This is a genomic window from Streptococcus sp. GMD5S, assembly GCF_000298715.2.
In the GTDB taxonomy this organism is placed as follows: Bacteria; Bacillota; Bacilli; order Lactobacillales; family Streptococcaceae; genus Streptococcus.
This window is the reverse complement of record NZ_AJRG02000024.1, coordinates 1-22,036: the sequence shown is the minus strand read 5'-3', so window position 1 is coordinate 22,036 and position 22,036 is coordinate 1. Positions and strand designations below refer to the sequence as shown.

Annotated in this window: 15 protein-coding genes; 1 reads left to right on the top strand and 14 read right to left on the bottom strand. The window is 39.9% G+C overall.

Annotated elements, in window-relative coordinates; genetic code table 11:
- The 7 genes from GMD5S_RS0209105 to miaA all read right to left on the bottom strand — a co-directional run.
- Positions 1–2,563 (bottom strand): SpaA isopeptide-forming pilin-related protein (locus GMD5S_RS0209105; RefSeq protein WP_016893846.1); only part of this gene is annotated, 2,563 nt, incomplete at its 3' end.
- 464 nt (positions 2,564–3,027) lie between these two features.
- Positions 3,028–10,005: an LPXTG-anchored adhesin/beta-galactosidase BgaA gene (bgaA, locus tag GMD5S_RS0209100; RefSeq protein ID WP_000410705.1), complete on the bottom strand. Its 6,978-nt coding sequence runs from the start codon at positions 10,003–10,005 to the stop codon at positions 3,028–3,030.
- Between the two features lie 251 nt (positions 10,006–10,256).
- Positions 10,257–11,012, bottom strand: a complete 756-nt coding sequence (locus GMD5S_RS0209095; RefSeq protein ID WP_001259144.1) for an SDR family NAD(P)-dependent oxidoreductase — start codon at positions 11,010–11,012, stop codon at positions 10,257–10,259.
- A 20-nt stretch (positions 11,013–11,032) separates the two neighbouring features.
- On the bottom strand, positions 11,033–11,962 hold the full coding sequence (rnz, locus tag GMD5S_RS0209090) for a ribonuclease Z (protein WP_000354322.1): 930 nt from the start codon (positions 11,960–11,962) through the stop codon (positions 11,033–11,035).
- A 14-nt stretch (positions 11,963–11,976) separates the two neighbouring features.
- The gene (locus GMD5S_RS0209085) at positions 11,977–12,600 is read right to left on the bottom strand and encodes a hypothetical protein (RefSeq protein ID WP_000129676.1); all 624 of its coding nucleotides are present in this window, start codon (positions 12,598–12,600) and stop codon (positions 11,977–11,979) included.
- On the bottom strand, positions 12,593–13,831 hold the full coding sequence (hflX, locus tag GMD5S_RS0209080; protein ID WP_000573181.1) for a GTPase HflX: 1,239 nt from the start codon (positions 13,829–13,831) through the stop codon (positions 12,593–12,595). The genes GMD5S_RS0209085 and hflX overlap by 8 nt, the downstream gene beginning before the upstream one ends.
- Positions 13,824–14,708, bottom strand: coding sequence for a tRNA (adenosine(37)-N6)-dimethylallyltransferase MiaA (miaA, locus tag GMD5S_RS0209075; RefSeq protein WP_000850175.1), 885 nt, complete (start codon positions 14,706–14,708; stop codon positions 13,824–13,826). Before miaA ends, hflX begins: the two co-directional genes overlap by 8 nt.
- A gap of 120 nt (positions 14,709–14,828) precedes the next feature.
- Here miaA and GMD5S_RS10300 point away from each other — a divergent pair, with 120 nt between their 5' ends.
- Entirely contained in the window at positions 14,829–14,999 is a 171-nt protein-coding gene (locus GMD5S_RS10300; protein WP_001051782.1) for a DUF3042 family protein, read from the top strand.
- A 422-nt stretch (positions 15,000–15,421) separates the two neighbouring features.
- On the opposite strand, the gene gggC is transcribed toward GMD5S_RS10300, so the two are convergent.
- From gggC to GMD5S_RS10605, 7 genes are all read right to left on the bottom strand, one after another.
- A complete protein-coding gene (gene gggC, locus GMD5S_RS0209065) occupies positions 15,422–16,966 on the bottom strand; it encodes a streptosactin export ABC transporter GggC (RefSeq protein WP_000913380.1) in 1,545 nt (514 codons plus the stop codon).
- Positions 16,959–18,155, bottom strand: a complete 1,197-nt coding sequence (gene gggB, locus GMD5S_RS0209060) for a streptosactin maturase GggB (RefSeq protein WP_000909921.1) — start codon at positions 18,153–18,155, stop codon at positions 16,959–16,961. Before gggB ends, gggC begins: the two co-directional genes overlap by 8 nt.
- A 67-nt stretch (positions 18,156–18,222) precedes the next feature.
- Positions 18,223–18,327, bottom strand: a complete 105-nt coding sequence (gggA, locus tag GMD5S_RS10915; protein ID WP_000369345.1) for a streptosactin — start codon at positions 18,325–18,327, stop codon at positions 18,223–18,225.
- A 51-nt stretch (positions 18,328–18,378) separates the two neighbouring features.
- Positions 18,379–19,269, bottom strand: coding sequence for a helix-turn-helix domain-containing protein (locus tag GMD5S_RS0209050; protein ID WP_000787635.1), 891 nt, complete (start codon positions 19,267–19,269; stop codon positions 18,379–18,381).
- A 635-nt stretch (positions 19,270–19,904) separates the two neighbouring features.
- Positions 19,905–20,744 (bottom strand): thymidylate synthase, encoded by an 840-nt coding sequence (locus GMD5S_RS0209045; RefSeq protein ID WP_000158622.1) that lies wholly within the window; start codon positions 20,742–20,744, stop codon positions 19,905–19,907.
- A 98-nt stretch (positions 20,745–20,842) separates the two neighbouring features.
- The gene (locus GMD5S_RS0209040) at positions 20,843–21,802 is read right to left on the bottom strand and encodes an ROK family glucokinase (RefSeq protein ID WP_000078594.1); all 960 of its coding nucleotides are present in this window, start codon (positions 21,800–21,802) and stop codon (positions 20,843–20,845) included.
- A gap of 125 nt (positions 21,803–21,927) precedes the next feature.
- Positions 21,928–22,036: Ltp family lipoprotein (locus tag GMD5S_RS10605; protein WP_016893845.1), on the bottom strand; the 109-nt coding region annotated here is incomplete at its 5' end.

The window sequence follows — 22,036 nt, the reverse complement described above, 5'->3', positions numbered from 1 at the left end:
CGACATTGGTTACTTCTACTGTTCCGTCAGTTTTCACTTTGAAAGTAATATCTGTTACTTTGAGGTAGCCGGTTGGAGCGGCTTCCTCATGGAAAGTATAAGTACCTGGTGCCAAGTTCAAGTCTTTAGACTTACCAGCTTCTGAAGTCCAGCTTTCTACGGCTGTGCCTTCTGCTTTATCGCCCTTGTAGATCTTGATTTGAGCACCTGCGATTTCTGTTCCACCAAGGCTAACCTTGCTAAAGGTAATCTTACGTGGGCTATCGTCATCTTTATCAGTGACTTTGATTGTTGAACCATCAGTTACGACTGTATTGTCCTCGCCTTTAGCATCCTTGGTACCAACATTGGTAACTTTAACTGTGCCATCATAGTTAACTTGGAAAGTGATATCCGTTACTTTGAGGTATCCAGTTGGGGCTGCTTCCTCATGGAAGGTGTAAGTACCTGGGGCCAAGCTCAATTCTTTAGACTTACCAGCTTCTGAAGTCCAGCTTTCTACAGCTGTGCCTTCTGCCTTATCGCCTTTGAAGATCTTGATTTGTGCTCCTGCGATTTCAACTCCACCAAGACTAATTTTACTGAACGTGATTTTACGAGCTACATCGTCATCTTTATCAGTAACTGTCAGAGTTGAATTTTGGGCTACAACACGATTGTCTTCACCTTTAGAATCTTTTTCACCTACTTTTGTCACTTCAACAGTACCGTTAGGTTTAACTTGGAAAGTGATATCCGTTACTTTGAGGTAACCAGTTGGGGCTGCTTCCTCATGGAAAGTGTAGATGCCTGGTTCAAGATTCAGTTGCTTAGGTTGGTCAGTTGAAGTCCAGCTTTCTACGGCTGTGCCTTCTGCCTTGTCGCCCTTGTAGATCTTAATCTGAGCACCAGCGATTTCATTTCCTCCAAGATTGACTTTACTGAAGGTAATAGCCTTTGGAGTTGTATCCTCTTTGTCAGTGATTGACAAAACAGAACCAGTTGTTACGACAGTATCTGTTGTACCTTTTTTGACAATTGTAATAGAACCATCAGCATTGACCGTGAAGGTAACATCATCAACATACTGATACCCATCTGGAGCAACGGACTCTGTTAGAGTATAGGTACCAGGAGCTAATTTAATCACTTTAGAAGTATTAGCTTCTGTTGTCCAGTCTGCTACAGGTGGAGCTTCTGGTCTTACACGATCTCCGCTGTAGATTTTAAGTTCGGCACCTGGGATTTCTTTCCCATTTGGATCCACCTTTTTGAAAGTAATCTCTTTCTCAGTTGGAGTCTTCGGAGGTGTCTTCTTATTTTCAATTCGACGTTCTACAGATTTATCTGAGCCAAACTCATCTGGAGAAATTTTAATATCTTCAGTTAATTTGTCATAGCCAAGAGGAGCAGTTACTTCACGAATTGTATAGTTGTCTCGCAACAATTTACCTACACTAGCGTTACCATCAGAATCTGTTGTCAATCGTCCAACAACGGCTTGGTTACGATCACGAATCACTTCAAAAACTGCACCTTGCAGAGGTTGGCCTGCTTCGTCTACCTTATGAATTTTAATGGTGAAAACATATCCTTCTGCAACACCACCTGCAATCTGGTAGGTACGTGTGCTGGTTGATTGTTCATTCTCACTACCATTGTAGCTCATGTTGGCTACGTTCGTGATTTCCTCACCATCGACTAGATCATAATTCGCTTTAGCTCGATACTCGATCATATAACCAAAACCATTAGTATCTCCTAAAGGAAGGGTGAAACCATCACCATTCGCATTTACCACTAGTTGGTTTTTAAAGGTTTCGGTCATATCCTGAGCATTAGTCCATTTCCAGTCTCCGTTATTCCAACTCCAATCTACTTTGTAAATACGAAAAGTATCTGGTAGGAATGTCATATTTGGAGAAGAGAAAGCATCTTTGATAGTGACATCACTGTAGTTCGCCATATTGCGGTTTACAGTAATGTTATAACGGATTACATTTTTCTCGTCATCCTTGTATTGGAAGGAACTCTTTTCAATTTTAGAGTCGTATTTCCCTGGAGGACCGTTATAACGGATTTTCCCTGCAAATAGAACTCTATGTCCTACAGTAATATTGACATCAACGTCTTTTTCTTCTGAAACAACGTCATGGTCAACTCGGACATAAACAAAGAATTTCCCCCTAACGCCAGAATTATTCTCAACAAACTTTGTGTAAGTTAGAGTAATTGTTTTGCTAGCTGCATCTAAACGACCAGTAGCTACAAGATTGTTAGAAGCATCTCGTAATTCAATGTCTGAAGAGTTTGAAAATGTAATCTCTGATGGCAATTGAAGTGTTGTTGTATCACCTTCATGCACCGTATTATCTGGCAAAACAAAATCTGCAGTAAGACGGAATTCTTGCCAAATATCCAACCCTTGCGTTAAAGCTTCACCAGATCTGTTTTCAACACCAACACTAGTGATCACATCATTATACTCTGTCGCATGTACTTGCGTCAGAGGGGCAAATGATTGGAGAATAACTCCCAAACAAAGAATAAGGATCTGAATCCAAGATCTTATTTTCTTGTTCATTTAATCTTCCTTTCTTATAATATTCAGTTGTAAATGTACAATGTAATAGTAAACTAAATGATTGTCCCCAACTAATTACCATTCTCCTTTTTCAAGCGAAAATTATTAGCCACATTACATCCACATTTTATCATACTATGAAGAAAAAGGCTAGAACTATCAAGCAAATTTTTATAAAAAAAATCCAATTTTTTCTTACAGGTTGAAATCGACTTTTTCACATCCGTATATTAACCGCTTTGTATCTTTTCTTCTCCTATCATCGAAACAAAATCTGGTATATTTTACCGCCATTTTTTAAAAAATAAGTTCATCTCGTTTTCGATACCAGATAGTGTTTTTATCATTTTGGTTATCTGATTTCACAAACGTTAAATTGCTCTTTAGATAATACTTCTACCCATTAAAAAGACCAGGATTCCCTGGTCTTTCTAAGATACATTTAGAAGAAATACTGATTCATTCTAGTCTTCTTTTTTACCTTTAGTGGCCACTAGACCTGCACTCAAGCCAAGAAGAGCTAAACCTGCTGCTAGAGCTGCTTGACTTTCTGCACTTCCTGTATTTGGTAACTGTTCTTCTTGAACATGACTAGCTTCACTTGAAACAATTTCTTTTGTATCTGCTTTTTCTGATACTTGTGGTTTTGTAGATTCTTGAGGTACTGGTTTAGTTGTTTCACTAGCCGTACCAACTTCTACAATGCGATCCTGAGCCACGACTTTATCATAGCTTTCTTTTTCAGTTCGCTTGCCATTTTCAACTTCGATCAAGTGAACACGGATACCTTTTTGACCTTCTTGGAGAACACGAGTTTGACCCACTGGAAGCTGATCATTCTTTTGTTCCTGAACCTTAAAATCAATTGTTTCTTCTTCAACTACAAGTTCTGGTCTGTCGAGGACAAGATTCTTCACTTCGTCTTCTGGAAGAGAAGTTCCTGGTTTAGTACCAACCAAGACGATGCGGTCTGTCGGAGCCTCTACCACTTCACGGAGTTTTTCTTCCTTACTTCCACTAGGATTAACCGCCGTGAAGATCCGTTCCTTACCAACTTTTCCTTCTTGTTCTACACGAGTTTCACCTAGATACAGGGTTGAATCCTTTTTCTCAACTGTCTTATAGGCCAAATCTTTTTCAACAAATTCGAGTTTTGGAAGTTCTTCTTGTACAGCAGCAACAGTCTTCTCAGAAACTGGTTTTTCCTTAGTCAAGTGGATGCGGTATTCCTTGACTTGTTTTCCACTTTCTGAAACAAGGCGAACAAGTACTGGAAGGCTATCGTCTCCGCTATCTACAACTGTTGAAGCTACTTGATTACTTTCTTCGACTGAGACTTTTGGACGTTGACCTTTATAGGTGATTTGGTAGTCTTGACGATCTTCAGCGAAGTCAGGAAGTTCTTTTCCATCTACAAGAATTTTTGATTGGGTACTTTCTTGAGGCAATTCACTCGGAGCAAGGAAGGTCATCTCAATTATCGCAACACCCTTCTTATCCGCTTTGCGTTCCATACGCCATCTCATGGCTTTGGCTTTGACAGCTTTAAAGGTAACGTTAATTTCATCACCGGCTTCAATGTCTTTATCCGCACGATAAGGAACAGCTTCCCAATTTTCTGGATTGTTGAATGGATGGTCTGTGTCGTAGGCTTGGTAGTTTGAATAGTAGGTTGGCACTTCAAACTCTGGACCGACATAGCGTTCTAAAACGAGTTTAGATGGTGCATCCGTACCACTATCTGCAAAGAAATGAAGTTTGGCTTGCGCTACAGTCCGTTCTACAATCTTACCATTTTCACGGAAGATCACACCTGCTGATACTTCTGGATTAGAAGATGGTGTTGGAGACCAGTTTGTCCAACGACGATTTTCTGAATGATTTCCGTCATTGAGATAGTCCACACGGTCATGGGAGTTTCTATCAATGTCGTTAGTGGCTGAAGCAAAGGCGCGGTTACTATTTTCATCATACTCTGGGTTATTTGAAAGAGCTTCGCCAAGTTTGTCTGTCACTCGTACAGTGAACTCAGCAACAAGATCACTACCAAGGACACGACCTCGAACGGTAAATTGACCTGCTTTTGTCAGCTTTTCTGCTGGAACTTCTTCCCATTCTACTGCCAAGTCTTTTGTTTCGTAATCGTCTTTACCTGTGAAATAAACAGGAACCTTAGTTGGCAATTCAAGCGGTTGCCCTACTTGTAGCAAGCGAGCTTGTTTGACCGCGGCAACTGGTTTACGAGAGAGCAAGTCTTTATTGCTTGTAAAGTGTAGACGGTATTCTCCTAGGATATCACCATTTTCAGCCTTCGCGATAACACGAACTGGCTCACCTTCACGAACACTTGGAACGACGGTGGCGAGACCATTGTTGCTAACACTTGCTGTTACTGCAGGAACTTTTCCATCTACAGACTCAAGGTAGTAGTCTGTCAAATCTGGGTTAAAGTTTGCTAAGTCTTTACCGTCAACTTGGATTCTTGTTTGTCCTTGTTTAGCTGCCGCAACTTGTTTCGCAAAAATTTGTACTTCTGTGATAGACGTTCCTTTCTTGCTATCAAGTCGAACCATACGAATGCGAACCGCATAGGTCTCAACTTTATCAAAGCTGAAATGATTCATTTCTCCAGCTTTTAATTGAGCTGGTGCTTTGAGATTGCTTACCTCTTTCCAGTTTGCAGGATCATTAAAGGCATGGTTTTCCTCACCTACAAAGCTAGGGTTTTTAGGGGCTGTTGGAACGGTCTTCCCGACATAATATTCAATCACATAAGACTTCGGTACGCCAACTCCGTGGTCTTCGTGGAATCCGACACTTAGATTATCAACTGAACGTTTGCTCAAAATACCTGAATCTCCGAATAGGACACCAACTGAAGCTTCTGGATTACTACGGTTCCAGTTTGTCCAACGGTTAGCTGGGCGGTCATTAAAGGAAATCAATTTATCGTTGACGTTTGAAACAGGATCAGTTGGATTTGAGTCTGAAGCAAAGGCAAGTGGCAATTCTGATCCGGTCCATTGGTCAGAAATGTTTGCACCTTTCTCAGTTTGAGCAGATACGCGAACATGAAGTTTAGTTGTTAATTGCGTACCTTCTAGGCGACCATTAACTGTAAAGACACCTTCCTTGGCGTATTGCTCTGTACGAATCGCATCCCAAGTAACCTTAGCTGATGAAACGTGGCCATTTGAATCGTAGGTACGAACGCTTTCTGGTAATTGTGGTGCTTCTGCGATTGGAGTTGTCACACTGACTTCTTCAACTGAAACGATGCCTTCTACAGATACTTTAGCACGCGCTTCAAGATCAAGACCTTCAACTTTACCTAGAACTTCAAAGGTTTGATAGTGGTCTAGTTTTTCTTTTGGAATAGCTTGCCAAATGACTTTATGAGTTTTAGGGAAACCTTTGTCATACTCAACAGTTACTGTTGTTGGAAGAGTAGGTTCTTGATGCAAGTCTGTCACTACATTTACTGGACGGATAGATTGCGCAACCTTCGTCTCAGTATTGGCTTGGATAGTGAGTTCAACTTGGCCTTTAGCTCCCTCATATTCCGCTTTCAGAGTGACTGCTCCTGGCTTATGTAACTCAAGCATTCCTTTACGAACTGCGACTTCCCCTTCACCACTTGTAGAGAAGGTAACTTTATCCGCTGGTAGAACTGCCTGTGTTCCGTCTTGATAGTGAGCGAGTACAGACAATTTCACTGTTTGGTCTTCTTTAAGAGCGTTAGCTTGCTCTACTTGTAGGCTCAAGTGGTCAATTTTTGGTGCTTCTTCGAGGAATTGAATTGCATAGGTTTGAAGAGGGCCACCATCTTTTGGTTGAACATAGATACTTGCACGCATGCCGTTTGCTGCACTTGCTTGGACTACAGTAACATCCGCATTTTCAGCACTTGCTGTGACTTTTGGCAACTCAGCTCCATAAGCAAGTGTGCGGTATTGCATTGGATTTTGAGTAGTAAGACCAGTGACAGCTTCATCACCAACCGTTACAGTTGGTACTACAGGTGCTGCAACATCACCATCTTCTACTATAAGGGTAGCGTGAATAATCTCACCACCTAGTTGGCCAGTCATTTGAATACGTGATCCTGCAACTGACAGTTTAGCTTTATCTGTTTCCGCAATCTCCCACTTATCAACTTCGTATTCTTGAACGCTTCCATCCGTAACAGCAATAGAAACGTATTTGTCAACAGCGCTCAAGTCTGTTCCTGGAGCAACACGCTTAACAGTTGGAAGCTCATTTGCAATTGCTAGAATTTCGACACGGGCCTCAACTTCGCGTCCGTCTGCCATACCTTTAACAGTCACAACTCCTGCTTGGCTCACATCAACTGAAGACCAAGTCACTGGACGTTTTTCACGACTGCCATCACTGTAGATAAAAGCGACGGTCTTCGGCATTTTTGGAATTTGGGCAATGACTGTACGAACTTTTGGCACCTCTGTTCCGAGAACAGTCTTTTCTTGATCTTCTTTCTTGCCAGTAAAGACGGTTACTTGATCAGATTTCAAGAGATCGGAGTGGGCAGTTAGCGTGAATTTACCTGCTTGTTCAGTTGATTTGACAATGGCAACCCCTTTACCGTTAAAGGCTCTGCGGATCCAAGAACCATCTGCTTGTGCCTTATAACGTTCACGGCTGGCTTGTTCCCCATTATCGACACCGACCAGTTGACCTTGTCCATGCAATTGGAAACGAACCAAATTATTGGCAGTTGGTACCACATTTCCTTCACTGTCTACGATTTCGTAGTAGATGTAGGTCAAGTCTTTTCCATCGGCTGCGATTGCGTGTTCTTCCTTGACGAGGCGAACACCTGCTGGTTGGCCTGCAGTCGTGATCTTATCACGTGCAATTTCGTTTCCAGCTTCATCGCGAGCTACAGCTTCCAAGGTACCTGGTTGGTACGCAACCTTCCACTCAAGATAGAGTTCCTTAGCATTGGCACCTTCTTGGTAGGTACGGCCATCACTGGTTTGTTTTTTGTTGAACTTCTTAACTCCAAGAGATTGACCATTTAAGAACAATTCTACACTTGCAGCGTTTGAGTAAGCCCGAACTGGGATTTTTCCGTCTGAATCTTCAACTTTCGATGCCAATTCTCTATTTTCCCAGTTCCAGTGAGGAAGAAGGTGTACCATCGGTTTCTTCTTGGCAGAAACCCATTGGCTTTGGTAGAGATAAAAGTCATGTTTTGGAATACCTGCTGTATCTACGATACCAAAGTAAGAGCTCTTAACGGGAGTTTGGTTTTGGTTGTGCCATGGTGTAGGTTCACCGATATAGTCCGTACCTGTCCAGATAAACTGTCCAGCATAGCCAGCGTTGTCACGGTCAAAGATCCATGAATCTGTTGCCGTTTTACCCCAGCCAACTCGGTCATTACCATAGTCAGACTGTTCGTAATGACGCTCAGGTCCGTTACTATGTTTCAATTCCTGTTCAGGGCGATAGTAACTTCCACGTGTACGGGTAGCTGAAGATGTTTCAGAACCGTAAATCAACCAGTTTGGATGTTTCGCACGAAGTTTCTTGTAGTTGTCTTCTGAATAGTTGAAACCAACTGCATCCAGTTCATTAGCAATTTTCTCATGATCACCACTACCATCACCAAAGCGGAACTTATCTGCTCCCATGGTAACATAACGTGTAGTATCAACATCTTTAATCACTTTTACTAAGCGTTTAACCGTTGCTAGAGAATGAGGTTTACCATCGGCTTCACCGATTTCGTTTCCGATAGACCACATGAAGACAGCTGGGTTGTTTTTATCTCTTTCGACCATGGTACGAAGATCATAGTCAGACCATTTTTCACCTTTTCTAGCTTCTGGGTGAGTAGCGTCTTTTTCAAAGAAACGTCCGTAGTCATAAGGTTTCTTACCACCATACCAAGTATCAAAGGCCTCTTCCTGAACCAGCAAACCAAGCTCTGCTGCAATCTGCAATGTCTGTGGACTTGCAGGGTTATGAGTTGTACGGATGGCATTAACACCCATCTCCTTCATTTGTTTGAGACGACGGTATTCTGCCTTATAGTTTTCTTCTGCTCCAAGCGCTCCGTGGTCATGGTGCAAGGAAACACCATGGAATTTAATGCGTTCACCATTCAAAGAGAAACCTTCATTTGGAGTCCAATGATAGTAACGGTAACCAAACAGATCCTTCTTAGCATCCACCAATTGACCATCACGGTAAACACGCGTAATCAATTCGTACAAGGCTGGTTTGTCATTTAAAACTGTCCAGAGTTTTGGTTGTTCAACTTCTAAAATCGCATCAAGACTTGTTGATTCATGTGCTTTCAAGGTACGGCTCGCTGTACGAACCAAACCTGTTACAGCCTGACCACCACGTTCAACGATTTGATACTCTGCTACAAGTTCATGGTCTTTATCGTCTGTATTAACGATTTTGCTGGTCACATGCGTTTCAACCTTGCCATGTTGCTGTTGTTCTAGCTTTGGTGTTAAGATGGTTGTCCCATTTTTCTCAACATGAACCTTATCTGTCATTTGCAAGGTCACATCACGGTAGATACCGCTACCTGAATACCAACGGCTACTTGGTTGTTTGTTAATTGCATGGACAGCAATCACATTCTCACGACCATCTTTGTGGAGGTATTTGGTAATATCGTATGAGAACTGGTTATAACCGTTTGGATAATGTCCCACTAACTGGCCATTGACAAAGACTTGAGAATCCATGTAGACACCATCAAAGGTCAAACGAACATTCTTCTTGAGATCTTTTTCATCAAGTTTAAAAGTCTTACGATACCAAGCTTCACCACCATTGAGCTGTCCACCTTCGTTTTGGGCAGGTGACTGATGGTCAAAATCGTTAAAGATACTCCAGTCGTGTGGGAGATCCAATTTTTGCCATGTTGATACATCTGCATCTGATTTCACAGCTTCTTTAGGATTCGCATTGAGTTTAAAGTGCCAATTTTGATTAAAATTCACTTTTCTATCTTCAATCATTTGATTCACTTCTTCATTTGTCGCAGCTTTCAAATCTTCCTTGACAGGCTTTTCTTGACTTGAAGCTTGAGATTCTACCTTTGGAGCTGTTTCTTCAGGCTTTAGAGATGCTTTCTCCTCTTTTGGAGCTACAGGTTCCTCTTCTTTCACCTCTGGTTTGCTTGCTTCAATTGGAGTGGCTTGACTTTGATCGACACTTGCAGCATCCTTGTGCTCTGCTACAGCTTGATTTTCTTTTTCCTCCACTGCCGGACTTTCCTCTTTTGCTTGTTCCACAGTGTGAGTAATCGGAGTTTCATCTGCGAAAACTGGTGATTCTCCAATGACACTTCCTCCAAATAGAACCGCACAGGTTCCAATCATGACAGAGCAAGCGCCTACGGCAAACTTACGAATGCTGTAGACTCTTTTACGATTCCAATGGCCTTTTTCCATAAAATCCTCCTTTAGTAACCGCTTCCATTTCATTGTAAGCGTATTACTTTTCCATAGTCTTTTACCCTTATTTTATAAAATAATATAGGAAATTTCAATACCCTAAACACAAAAAATCATATTTTTGATTGTTTTTTCTAAAATTTGTAGAAAATTCATTAAATGTGAATATAGATTTAGAACAAAAAACAAACAAATTTTTGACACTCAGTTAAATAGTATAAAAAAGTTCCTTTTGTAAGGAACTCCTTTTACTTATAATTAAAGATCCCCCCAGCCAACTTATCAGCCAGCTTGGGAAAAAGGATATAAAACTTATGGGCTAGGTTCAACAAAACTGGGAGATTGAGTTCCCGTTTGTTTTTTCCTATGATTTTGACAATCTTTCTAGCGACTGCATCTGGTTCTAAGAGAAAACGGTCAACCGACTTGAGGTAGGTCCCATCTGGGTCTGCCTGGTCAAAAAAGGCAGTACGAATCGGTCCTGGATTGACTGTTGTCACATAGATTCCATAGGGCATCAGTTCGAGACGCAGAGCGTTTGAAAATCCAATAGCTGCAAACTTGGTCGCTGAGTAGAGACTGGACTTGCTAGTCGCTATCAAACCTGCCATGCTGACGATATTGATGATATGGCCTTTTCGACTTTCCTTCATGCGCTCCGCAAAGCGACGAGACAGATTCATCAGGGCAAAGGTATTGACCTCAAACATCTGGTGAATGTCTTGATCAGAGATCTTGTTGAAATCTTCAAAAATTCCATAGCCAGCATTGTTAATCAAGACATCAATCTTGCCATAACGGAGATAGAGGTCAGCTACTAGTGCTTCCAGGGCTGAGTCATCAGTAATATCGATTTCAATTAATTCCACATGAGGATGATTTCCATATAGTTGGGCTAGTTTTTCCTTGTTTCTACCTAGCAAGATGAGTTGGTCATTTGGCAAGAGTTTGACCATTTCTTGGGCTAAGCCACCGCTTGCTCCAGTGATGATGATGGTGCGCATACTTATCCTTTCTCAATCTTCTAAATTTCCACTTCTTCCAAGTCTTTGACCACATGGACATTTTCAAAAACAGTTGCCGCATCTTTCTTGAGCTGACTGATATCTTTTGAGAGGAAACGAGCACTGATATGATTGAGCAAGAGGCGTTTAGCACCGGCTTCTGCTGCTACTTGTGCTGCCTGCATATTGGTTGAGTGACCGTGGTTGCGGGCAATTTTTTCATCTCCCTTGCCATAAGTCGACTCATGGACAAGGACATCAGCGTTAACAGCTAGACGCACACTGGCATTAGCTTTTCGGGTGTCACCCAGAATAGTAATAATCTTACCAGGTCGTGGTGCTGAGATATAGTCTGCTGCCTTGATTTCAGTTCCGTCTTCTAGAACAACGTCCTGACCGTTTTTGATTTTTCCAAAAAGCGGGCCAAATGGAACACCAGCAGCCTTAAGTCTTTCAGCATCCAAGGTACCTTCTAAGTCCTTTTGCATGACACGATAGCCAACACAGAAAATAGTGTGGTCCAGCTCCTCTGCATACACCGTGAATTTATCGGTTTCAAGGATTTTCCCTAGAGAATCTTGGTCAAACTCATGGAAATGAATGCGGTAAGGCAGACGAGAACCGGACACACGAAGGCTGGTTAAGACAAATGACTTAATCCCTTGAGGTCCATAAATGTCCAAATCTGTCTGCTCTTCATTGGCCTGAAAGGCACGACTAGAAAGGAATCCTGGCAAGCCAAAGATATGATCTCCATGCAGGTGAGTGATAAAGATTTTGCTGACCTTACGTGGTCGAATCGTGGTTTCCAGAATACGATTTTGCGTTCCTTCTCCACAGTCAAAAAGCCAGACTTCGTTAATCTCGTCCAAGAGTTTCAGGGCGAGACTTGAGACGTTACGGGCTTTAGAGGGCTGACCAGCCCCTGTTCCTAAAAATTGAATATCCATTCGATACTTTCTAATTAATCAATATATAACATGGCTGTGCGATTTTCCGATCGGAAATAGCGCTTTCCAGAAAAAGCAGCAGCTTCTTGCAATAAATCCTCTTGGCTGTAGCCCTTTAGACGTTTGCGACCATCAGCCAAACTTTCCAAATCCGTCAAAGCTGTGAGATTTTCTACACTAATAACTTCCTCATCTCCGACAGCTTTCATGTAAATCTTGCCAGACTCTTCAAAGACGAGTTGATGGGGGAAAATTTGCGCAATTTCAAAGAGCAAGTCAGCTGTGATTACTTCCTCAGCTTCTGAGAAAATCCGCCCCAGTCCCTCACTCTCATAGCAAAATCCAAAAGATTTACCCGACAGGTTCAGACGAATAAAAGGCTTATTTTCAAAGGTGAAACTTGGTTCAACATTGTAGAGATTCAGTTCATGACTGAGTTCTACAAAGTAATCTGTCGCAGCCTGAGGACTCTTTTTCTGGTAGAGTTCAGCAAAGTAGGCATTGACTACACTCGGAGGAGGTGTGACGAGAGCTAACTGCTCCTGCTCTGTTTTGCCAGCTAGAAGCTGATCCAGATAGACCTTATCCAGACTTGTATAACCTCCATACTTTAGAGCCAACATTTTAATATCAGTCATAAAATTCCTCTAACCTCCATTTATTTTTCTCGGAAATGTAGCCTGTAATCACTTCTCCATCATCTTGGTAGTCACGATCCTCCAGAATCGCTACACTTTCCAAATCATGAATCTTGTAAGACTTAGAAAAAGGCACGCGCAGGGTAAAGACTTCAAAAATATCCTTGATCTTCTCCAAAAACAATGCTTGCAAGTTCTCACGACTATCCTCAGACTTGGCAGAAATGAGGGCATACGGCGTTTGAGTAGGCGTGAAATCCTCCACCAAATCCGCTTTATTGTAAAGGGTCAGTCGAGGAATATCCTCCATATCCAAGTCTTTCATGATAGACAGAACCGTTTTTTCATGCTCCTCGTGGTAAGGATTGCTGGCATCAATGACATGCACCAGAAGGTCCACATGCTTGCTTTCTTCCAAGGTTGACTTGAAACTGGACACCAATTCAGTCGGCAAATCTTGGATAAACCCAACCGTATCAGTCAAGGTAACCTGAAGATTGCCCCCCAGATGGATACTCTTAGTTGTCGCATCCAGGGTCGCAAAGAGCTCGTCAGCCTCATACTGGGTCTTGCTGGTCAAGGTGTTCATGATGGTTGATTTCCCAGCATTGGTGTAGCCAATCAAACCAATCTTAAAGGTACTCGACTCCAGACGTTTTTCTCTAACTGTTGCCCGATTTTTCTCTACCACCTTGAGCTGGCGCTCGATATCTGTGATTTGATTACGAACACTACGACGATTCAATTCCAGCTGGCTTTCACCTGGACCACGGGAACCAATTCCCCCTGCCTGACGGCTGAGCATAATCCCCTGACCAACCAAGCGAGGCAAGAGATACTTGAGCTGAGCCAAATGAACTTGGAGTTTTCCTTCATGGCTTCGAGCCCGCATGGCAAAGATATCCAGAATCAACTGCATACGGTCTATGACCTTGACACCGAGAACTTCTTCTAGATTGACATTTTGCCGTGGAGTTAAGCGGTTATTGACAATGACTGTGGTAATTTCTTCTGCATCCACCATCCGCGCAATCTCTTCCAACTTACCAGAGCCAACAAAAGTTTTGGAATCATATTTTTCACGTTTTTGCCTGTAACTACCTACTACGACTGCTCCAGCAGTCTTAGCCAGACTGGCCAATTCTTCCATGGAGAGGTCAAAATTGTCCATGCCCTGCAATTCCACACCGATGAGTAGGACACGTTCCTCTTTTTTCTCCGTTTCAATCATTTAAAAACTCCTCAATCTGGCTTAAAATGCGGTTTTGAACTCCAGGCTCTCCTATCTGATAAAAGGTCACCTGCATGCGATTACGGAACCAGGTCAACTGACGCTTAGCAAAACGGCGGGTTGCCTGTTTGAGACTATCGCTGGCTTCCTCAAGAGTTTGCTCCCCACGGAAATAAGGAAAGAGTTCCTTGTAGCCAATGCCTTTGGCTGCCTGCACATCTGGATAATGGTCAAAGAGCCACTTAGCCTCATCCAAAAGTCCAGCCTCAAACATCAGATCTACTCGACGGTTGATACGTTCATAAAGCTGACTGCGTTCATCATCCAAGCAGATAATCAAAGCTTCATAAGGACTTTCCTGATTTTTCAAATCCTTACCAAAATGGGCAATTTCCAAGGCACGCATGGCACGACGACGGTTAAACTGGGGAATTTCAAGGCCTGCTTGCTTCACGAGATGGACTAATTCCTCATCTGAATAAGGCTCTAAACTAGCTCGATAGGCTAATATCTCCTCATGAGGTGTCTCTCCACCTAGATGGTAGCCTTCCAGCAAGCTCTGAATATAAAGCCCAGTTCCACCAGCTATAATGGCTAGCTTGCCACGGCTTTGAATATCCTCAATAGCCTTCTTAGCTTCTGAAACAAAATCAAAAGCCGAGTAAGACTCGGTCACCTCTCTGACATCAATCAAATGATGAGGAACAGCAGCTTGCTCCTCTGGGCTAGCCTTGGCCGTCCCAATATCTAGCCTTCTGTATACTTGCTGACTGTCACCACTAACCACCTCTCCACCAAAGCGCTTGGCCACTTCAATAGCAAGGGCTGTCTTCCCAACAGCAGTCGGTCCAACAATCACAATTATTTTTGTTTTCATCTTTTTTCCTTGAAAAATTTCCATTTTTTCGTTACTATTATTATATCACAAAAAGTTCAGTCAGAAAAATGCTACCACTTAAGGAGCCTGGCTGATCGGAAAGATAAAGGAGGAAGACTCATGGCTAAAGGATTCGCTAAAGGTCTTGTAACAGGTGTCGCAGGAACTGTCGCTGCCGTTGCAGGTGCAGTATACGCAATTAAAAAGAAAGTGATTGAGCCAGAAGAGCAAAAAGCAGCTTTCATCGAAGAAAACCGTAAAAAAGCAGCTCGCCGTCGCGTATCACATTAAGCAACAAAAGAAGTTGGGGATAAACTTAATTTGAGGAGAATGCCCAATAAATATTTCCACAATAAAACACATAGTATCAGGTATTCAAAAAACTGATACTATGTGTTTTTTGATTTCGACGACTTTTAACCCATACTTTATAATTAAAAAGTAGAAATCGAATTGATAAATAAAGTATGAATCTATATTACGAAAGTTAGACAGAAAATTTCATGATTGAGGTGTAAATTAAATATGTTTGCTACTATTCTTTACTTATATTATTCATAAAAAGGCAATATTGAATCTATTAAATTTACAATATCAGATTTTGTAATAACGTATATATACACAATGATGTTAACTGTCATCCAAATGCAAACAATTCGCGTACTAATAATTTTACAAATGAACGAGACATACTTTCCTCTTTTTATTGATTGTCACTGAGACAAATTAATTACTTTGTCGTATTGTGCAAGTGTCTCCTCATCATAATGGTGGATTACCTCAACCAAGGTTTGTGGAAGGGTTAATAAGATATTTGAAATTTGTTTTGAATTCACTTTATCAAGATTGGCTTTAACCTCGTCTGCCAAAATCAGATCACTATTATGATACAAACTGCGAGCGATTTCTATACGTTGCTTTTCCCCACCAGAAAGATGATTTCCATAAAGAAGATGTCCCTTTAAAAATTCTAGATTTACTCGATTAAGAATCAGGTCCATCTTTATATTATCCATCGACTCTCCAAGGGTAATATTCTCCTCAAGTGATAAACCATCAAAAATATAGGAATCTTGTAAAATATAAGAAGCTGATTTGGCAACTTGCTCTTGATTTAAGATCTGACCAGCATAAGTCACCTTCCCCAAATCTGGAGATAGTTGCCCATAGATGAGGTTAAGTAAGGTTGACTTACCACAACCACTTGCACCTATTAGAGCAATTTTTTCTCCTTTTTTAATTTCAAATGATAGATTTTCAAAAAGTATATTATCTTCAAAACTTAAACTGACGCAATCAACTAAGATAGGAAAAAGTGATGTTGAAGACAGGTCATCTGTTTGTATAATCGCATCTTGAAGTAGAAAATCATAACGATTCCTAAGCTGCTTGCTTGATTTATAGGTATTGATAAAATATGACAATTCATTGAATTGATAGCCTATGTTATGAGATACTAGATAAATTGCAACAAAACTAGCTCCTGACAAATAATTATAATAAGTCATTATACCACCGATAATGATGGGAACTACCGAACAAAATGCGTCAATACTATTAATGAGAATATTATTAATCGTACGTTGTTGTTCATAACGAATGTCCTGATCAATTCTCTTCGACAAGGCTCTTCTGAAAAGAGAATAGAAGAAATCCATAGCACCGTAATTTTTAATCACACTCTCTCCACCAATGATATTCGTTGTCTGAGACAAGTACTCCTGATTCGACGTCGCTTTTTCCTCAGAAATAAGGGCTAATTTTTTACTACCTATACCACTACAGAGTGCAGGCATAGAGTAAAAAAAGATAAATATCCAGCCCAACCAAAAATTTGTTGTCAATGCATATACAATGGAAACTATTGTAAAACCAACTGAGGAAATAATAATGACTGCTGGTTCGAGATAAGACGTTTCTAATTGTTTGACATCGTTTTCAAGATTGGATAGGATATCCTCTTTTTTACTATTTTTATTATATAGAAAATGCTCAAACAATTTATATTTCATGATCCAAGTGAAATCTGCTACTAACTTGGCATAATAATACCTTTTCCCAGCCAATCCAATAAGAATAAATAAATTACCAATTATACCTACAGTAAGGGCTATCCATAAATCATCCAGAATCTTCTTCTCAAAACTGGCTATAATCATCGATACCAAGGTTGGTGTGATGATAGCCTCTAACCACGTAATAGCAATGAAAATAAAATAGAGCACCAAATGTTTTTTTGTGATGAACTTTTTAAGCATATCTAATGAACCTTTCAAAATTGTTAACTAATTTTGTTAAACGCTCTTTATCCTTACTCAATTCAATAATTTTATAAATACAGTATTCCATTAAATCTTGTTTTTTACACTCAATAAATTTTCCTTCTTCAGAAATAATTGATGAATAGCCATCAATCATATTTGCGACACATTCCATGCACATTCCTCTACACCAACAATCTTTACACTTAGAAAAGTTATCCTTATTATTGAATTGTGTAACTTTATCACTGCTATGGGTCCCCCAAAATCTAAAGCAAGATTTAGTTGATCCATCAACATCAAATGTTATTGTTGTTTCTGGATCAATATCATCACAAAACGATTCTATCTTACTTTTAAAAATCATTGAAAGTAGCACATCATAAACAATCGGGCTAATGTAGTTTTTAACATTATTATTGATAATATCTTCGAATGACTGATCGATAAATGTTTTTCTATTTTCTTCAGTCATTTCCATTTCTTTAACTATTAGAATTTTATTTTTGCTAAATACATTATTGATATTAAATCTAACACCCATATCAGTAAAATATCTATAGATATCCCCTTTTTGAAATCCAAGTATTTGATGCATCCGCGTGTAAGTAGAAGCGACTTCAAAATTTTCGTAATCTATTTCTTTTAAATACTGAATAAAATTCAATGTTCGTCTATGACTTCCCTTGCCTCTTAACTTATCGTGAATCAATTGTGGGCCATCAAGGCTAACTGTTAAAAAAGGATGATAATTGTTAATCATCATTTCAACTTTCTTATTTAGGATGGTACCATTTGTCACAGTTTCAATTTTTTGAATCTCAATATTTTTAGATAGCTTTTCAATAATATAAACAAACAAATCAATATTTAAAAACGGCTCGCCTCCAAAAAGGATTAATCTCTTTATACATTGAATTCTGCGAGAGACTAGCTGATCAATAATTTTATCTGCTGTATCAATATTCATCAGTTGATTCATCATTCCGTAATTACCACCATCAGCATAGCAGTATGTACATGAAAGATTACAGTTATTTGAAATATTGATTACTACTTTTTTTAAAATATTATAATCGTTTTCTTTTTTGATATTATTATTCAAATCATCTATTGAAGTTGATAAAGTAAAGGTTTCAGAATTAAAATAAAGAGTATCGGATTCTGTAATAAATGCTTTTAACATAATTATTCCCCCTATATAACATAGAGAGGGAATAAAAATCCCTCTCACAATAAAAATAAGATAGTCGTTACCGACCTCCACCACAAGAATGACTAGGGCCGCAATCATGAATAACATAGGCTGATTTATTGGCTAGTAATTCTTCCAAATCGATAATTTTGAGATTATCCATTTTATTGTCCTCCTTTATTTGATGATATGATTATATCATTCAATAGTTCAGTCAAAATTTCTTTCCCATATCTGCTTGACGACTGTCCTCCCCTAAAACTTTTTTTAAATGTCCTTCATAAATCTTTGCTAAGTGGTTACTGCCTGCTAATTTTATTGCTCCAATACATTTTTCCATTTCAATAATTGCAATCTTATTTCCGTTTTTTTGATAGCGATAAAGGTTTTGAGCATAGAGAAAAATGAGTCTTTCATAAATTTCTGTCTCGATAAAAAAGCATTGTTTCAATTGTTTTTCAAAATACAAAGCATCCATAAACTTTTTCTTTTCAATACAGGTAATATAAGCATTAAGCAACATGGTTGAAATCAGGCGTCGATTAATAGGAATTTCTTTATAAAAATCTGATCGTCTAGACATTTCTCTTGCTAAAACCATAAAAACATCATGTTTTAGAACATCCAAAGTATTCATGAAAATCAACAATTCATAATATCCCCAATATTCAACACCAAATAGATAATCGGTTAAATCATCCAAATCTGTTTCATTATAGTATTTTTCTCCCGATAAATCCTGAAGGCGAATTTTAACTAAAATGGTATTTATATGATGAAATTTCTCTCGTTTTCCTTCATTTTCCATTTGAGATATCAACAATCTCTTCATCCCTTCAATGTCGCGAGTCGTTACACATTTCCTAACCTGAGCTAATAGTTCATTTAGTTCATCACGATGAAAATCATGAACGGCATACATAAATTCATCAATTGGCATGTTAATTTCATTTAGAATATGTATAAACTTTGAAATGGTTAAATCCGTTTCTCCTTTTTCGAAACGTGAAAGCTGAGATGTTGATATACCAGCCTTCGTGAGATCCTTTAACCGCAATCCTCTTGATTCTCTAAACTTTTTAAAAATTTCTCCAAAATTTTTCATTCTGAACCTCCATCACGCATATATGGGAATATATTTTATTCACCCCAATAATAACATATAATAAAAAAAACAAAAGTGAGGATTACACATGAAAAAACAAAAAATATTACCACTCCTACTCTTTTTACTAGAAGGAATTATTATTATCGGAGTTGGATAATCTTAATTTCTAAGGAGAGTTTTGCCTAGACTGCTCAGCGATAAGTACTGCTGAGCGCAGGCTTATAGTTTGGAGGCAGGTAATGTACGTAACAGTCAGGTATTGCCTGCCCTCTTTAGCTAGATAGAAAACATCAAACTTTCTTACATTATCGCGAATTCCAGTTACAAAACTCCCATTAAACTTAAGTTCTTACTGAATTAAGACATCACTCCTATCTCTCCTTACACTCGTCCTAGCAGACAGAAGGATATGCTTAGTCCGAAAAAGTTTAACTATAGTCAGCACAATGACTCCTATACCTGTCTTAAAAAGGCTTTTCGCTAGACCACTACAGTTGACGAAAAGCCTGCTTTTGCAGATTATAAATTTGAACTTTATCCTCATAAATTACAACATAAGAAAACACCTCATAAGTTAGATTTTTCTGTCTAACTTATGAGGTGTTAGTCATAGAAGGATATTTACATTTTTCTTAAATAGCCAAATCAAACTTCAGCTGTGGCTTAACCGGATCATAGTCAACCAACTCAAAGTCCTCGGCTTTGATGTCAAAGAAATTAGTCTTATCTGGTACATTCAAGACCAAACGTGGTTGGCAGTTTGACGACTCACGACGGAGCAATTCCTCTGCTTGTTCAAACTGATTATCATAGATATGAAGGTTGTTGATAAAATAGAAAAACTTCCCAACCTTCCATCCGAAATGCTTGGCAATCATCATTTGAAGAGCCACATACTGCATAGCATTGATGTGGTGGGCCACCAGCATATCATTCGAACGCTGGGTCAAGGTCGCATCCAGATAGATGTCCCCATCAACCCGACGGACATCAAACATGGTCTGAAAGGCGCATGGAAGAAGACCATCTGTCTCCTCAAAAGCTTGGTAATCCCAGAGTGAGATGATATTGCGACGATTCCAAGGGTTGGCTTCCAACTGTTTAAGTATCTTATTGATGATGTCGTGTTTCTTAACGACTGCCCCATAGCGTTCACCGATGGTTCCCGTATCTCCCACTTCCCAGTCATTCCAGTAGTGAACATTGTACTTGTCATTGAGAACATCTAAGCTATTAGACTGATCTTGGTAGATCCAGAGTACTTCCTTGATGGCGGATTTGATCGCAATGGGACGCAAGGTTGTGATGGGAAATTCCCCCATAGCCAAGTCATACTCGGCAAAGGCACCCGTTACGTACTTGGAGTTGGCTACGGTCCCATCCTTATACTTGGGACGTGCCTGCTCAGAAAAGACACCGTCTTTGAGGATTCGTTCAATATTCTCTTTAAAAATCGTATCAGCTTTTGTCATTTACTCTCACCTCATTTATTGTCCTAACTAGTATAGCATAAAAAAAGAAAGGAGGAAAATCACTGGCTTTAAAGTAGTGTTTTTCTCCTTTTATGATCTTATTGCAATACAAGTGATGCTGCCCCGATAACTCCAGCGTCATTTCCTAGAGTTGCAAGAGCCAATTTAGTTGTTGTGCGTACTTGTGGGAAGGTGTTTTCGTCATAAACCTTTTGAACACCTTGTAGAAGAAATTCTCCCGCTGCTGATACTCCACCTCCGATAACGATTGTTGAAGGGTTGAGGATTGAGCCGATATTAGCACACGCAATACCCAAGTAACGTGAGAAGTTACGGTAAACGATCAAGGCGAGGTCGTCCCCTTCTTTTGCAAGGTCAAAGACAGTTTTAGCAGTTACTTCTTCTCCGTCATCAATCAAGCGTTTCAAAGCTGCATCGCCTTCGTATTCATCTGCATAACGACGAGTCAAGTTGACAATCCCTGTTGCAGAAGCAACTGTCTCAAGACAGCCTTTTTTACCACAGGTACATGCGATTGGTTGGTCAAAGTCAACAGTGATGTGGCCAAGCTCACCTGCTGCACCAGCAACACCGTGAAGCAATTTGCCTTCTGCCACGATACCACCACCAACACCTGTACCCAGTGTCATAAAGACAACGTCAGGTTGATTATCACCAGCCCCCATCCAGCGCTCACCAAGAGCAGCTACGTTGGCATCATTATCGATGAAGAATGGAATGCCCAAGGCTTTTTCAATCTTTTCTTTAATCGGTTGAAGGGTTTTCCAGTTGAGGTTGTATGCACCGATAACAGTCCCTTTTTCACGGTCAACCACACCCGGTGATCCCATTCCAATACCTCGGAAATCCGTAGCTGACAATCCAAGCAAGTCCAAACGATGCTGAATAGACTCAATCATATTATCTACGATATGGCTTCCCTCATCCAAAATATTGGTCTTAATAGACCATTTTTCTTGGATTTCTCCTTCTTGAGTTAAAATTGCGAACTTAACAGATGTCCCACCAAGGTCAATCCCAATAATCTTTTGACTCATCGTCTTCTCCTTTTTAATTGAAAATGCTTACAGATATAGTATAACAAAATCATTAGATTTGTGCAAAGGTTTGCAGGCTACAAGCCAAAATTAAAACATCTCATTTGCTTCACTATTTGTAAAAATTAGTCACCTAAATGTTGAATTGCATAGTTTGCTTCTTCTTTTGTAAATTTTCCAACATAAGAAGAAGTTAGCCACTCATAAATCTCTGTCTTTGATAAATGGTTATTC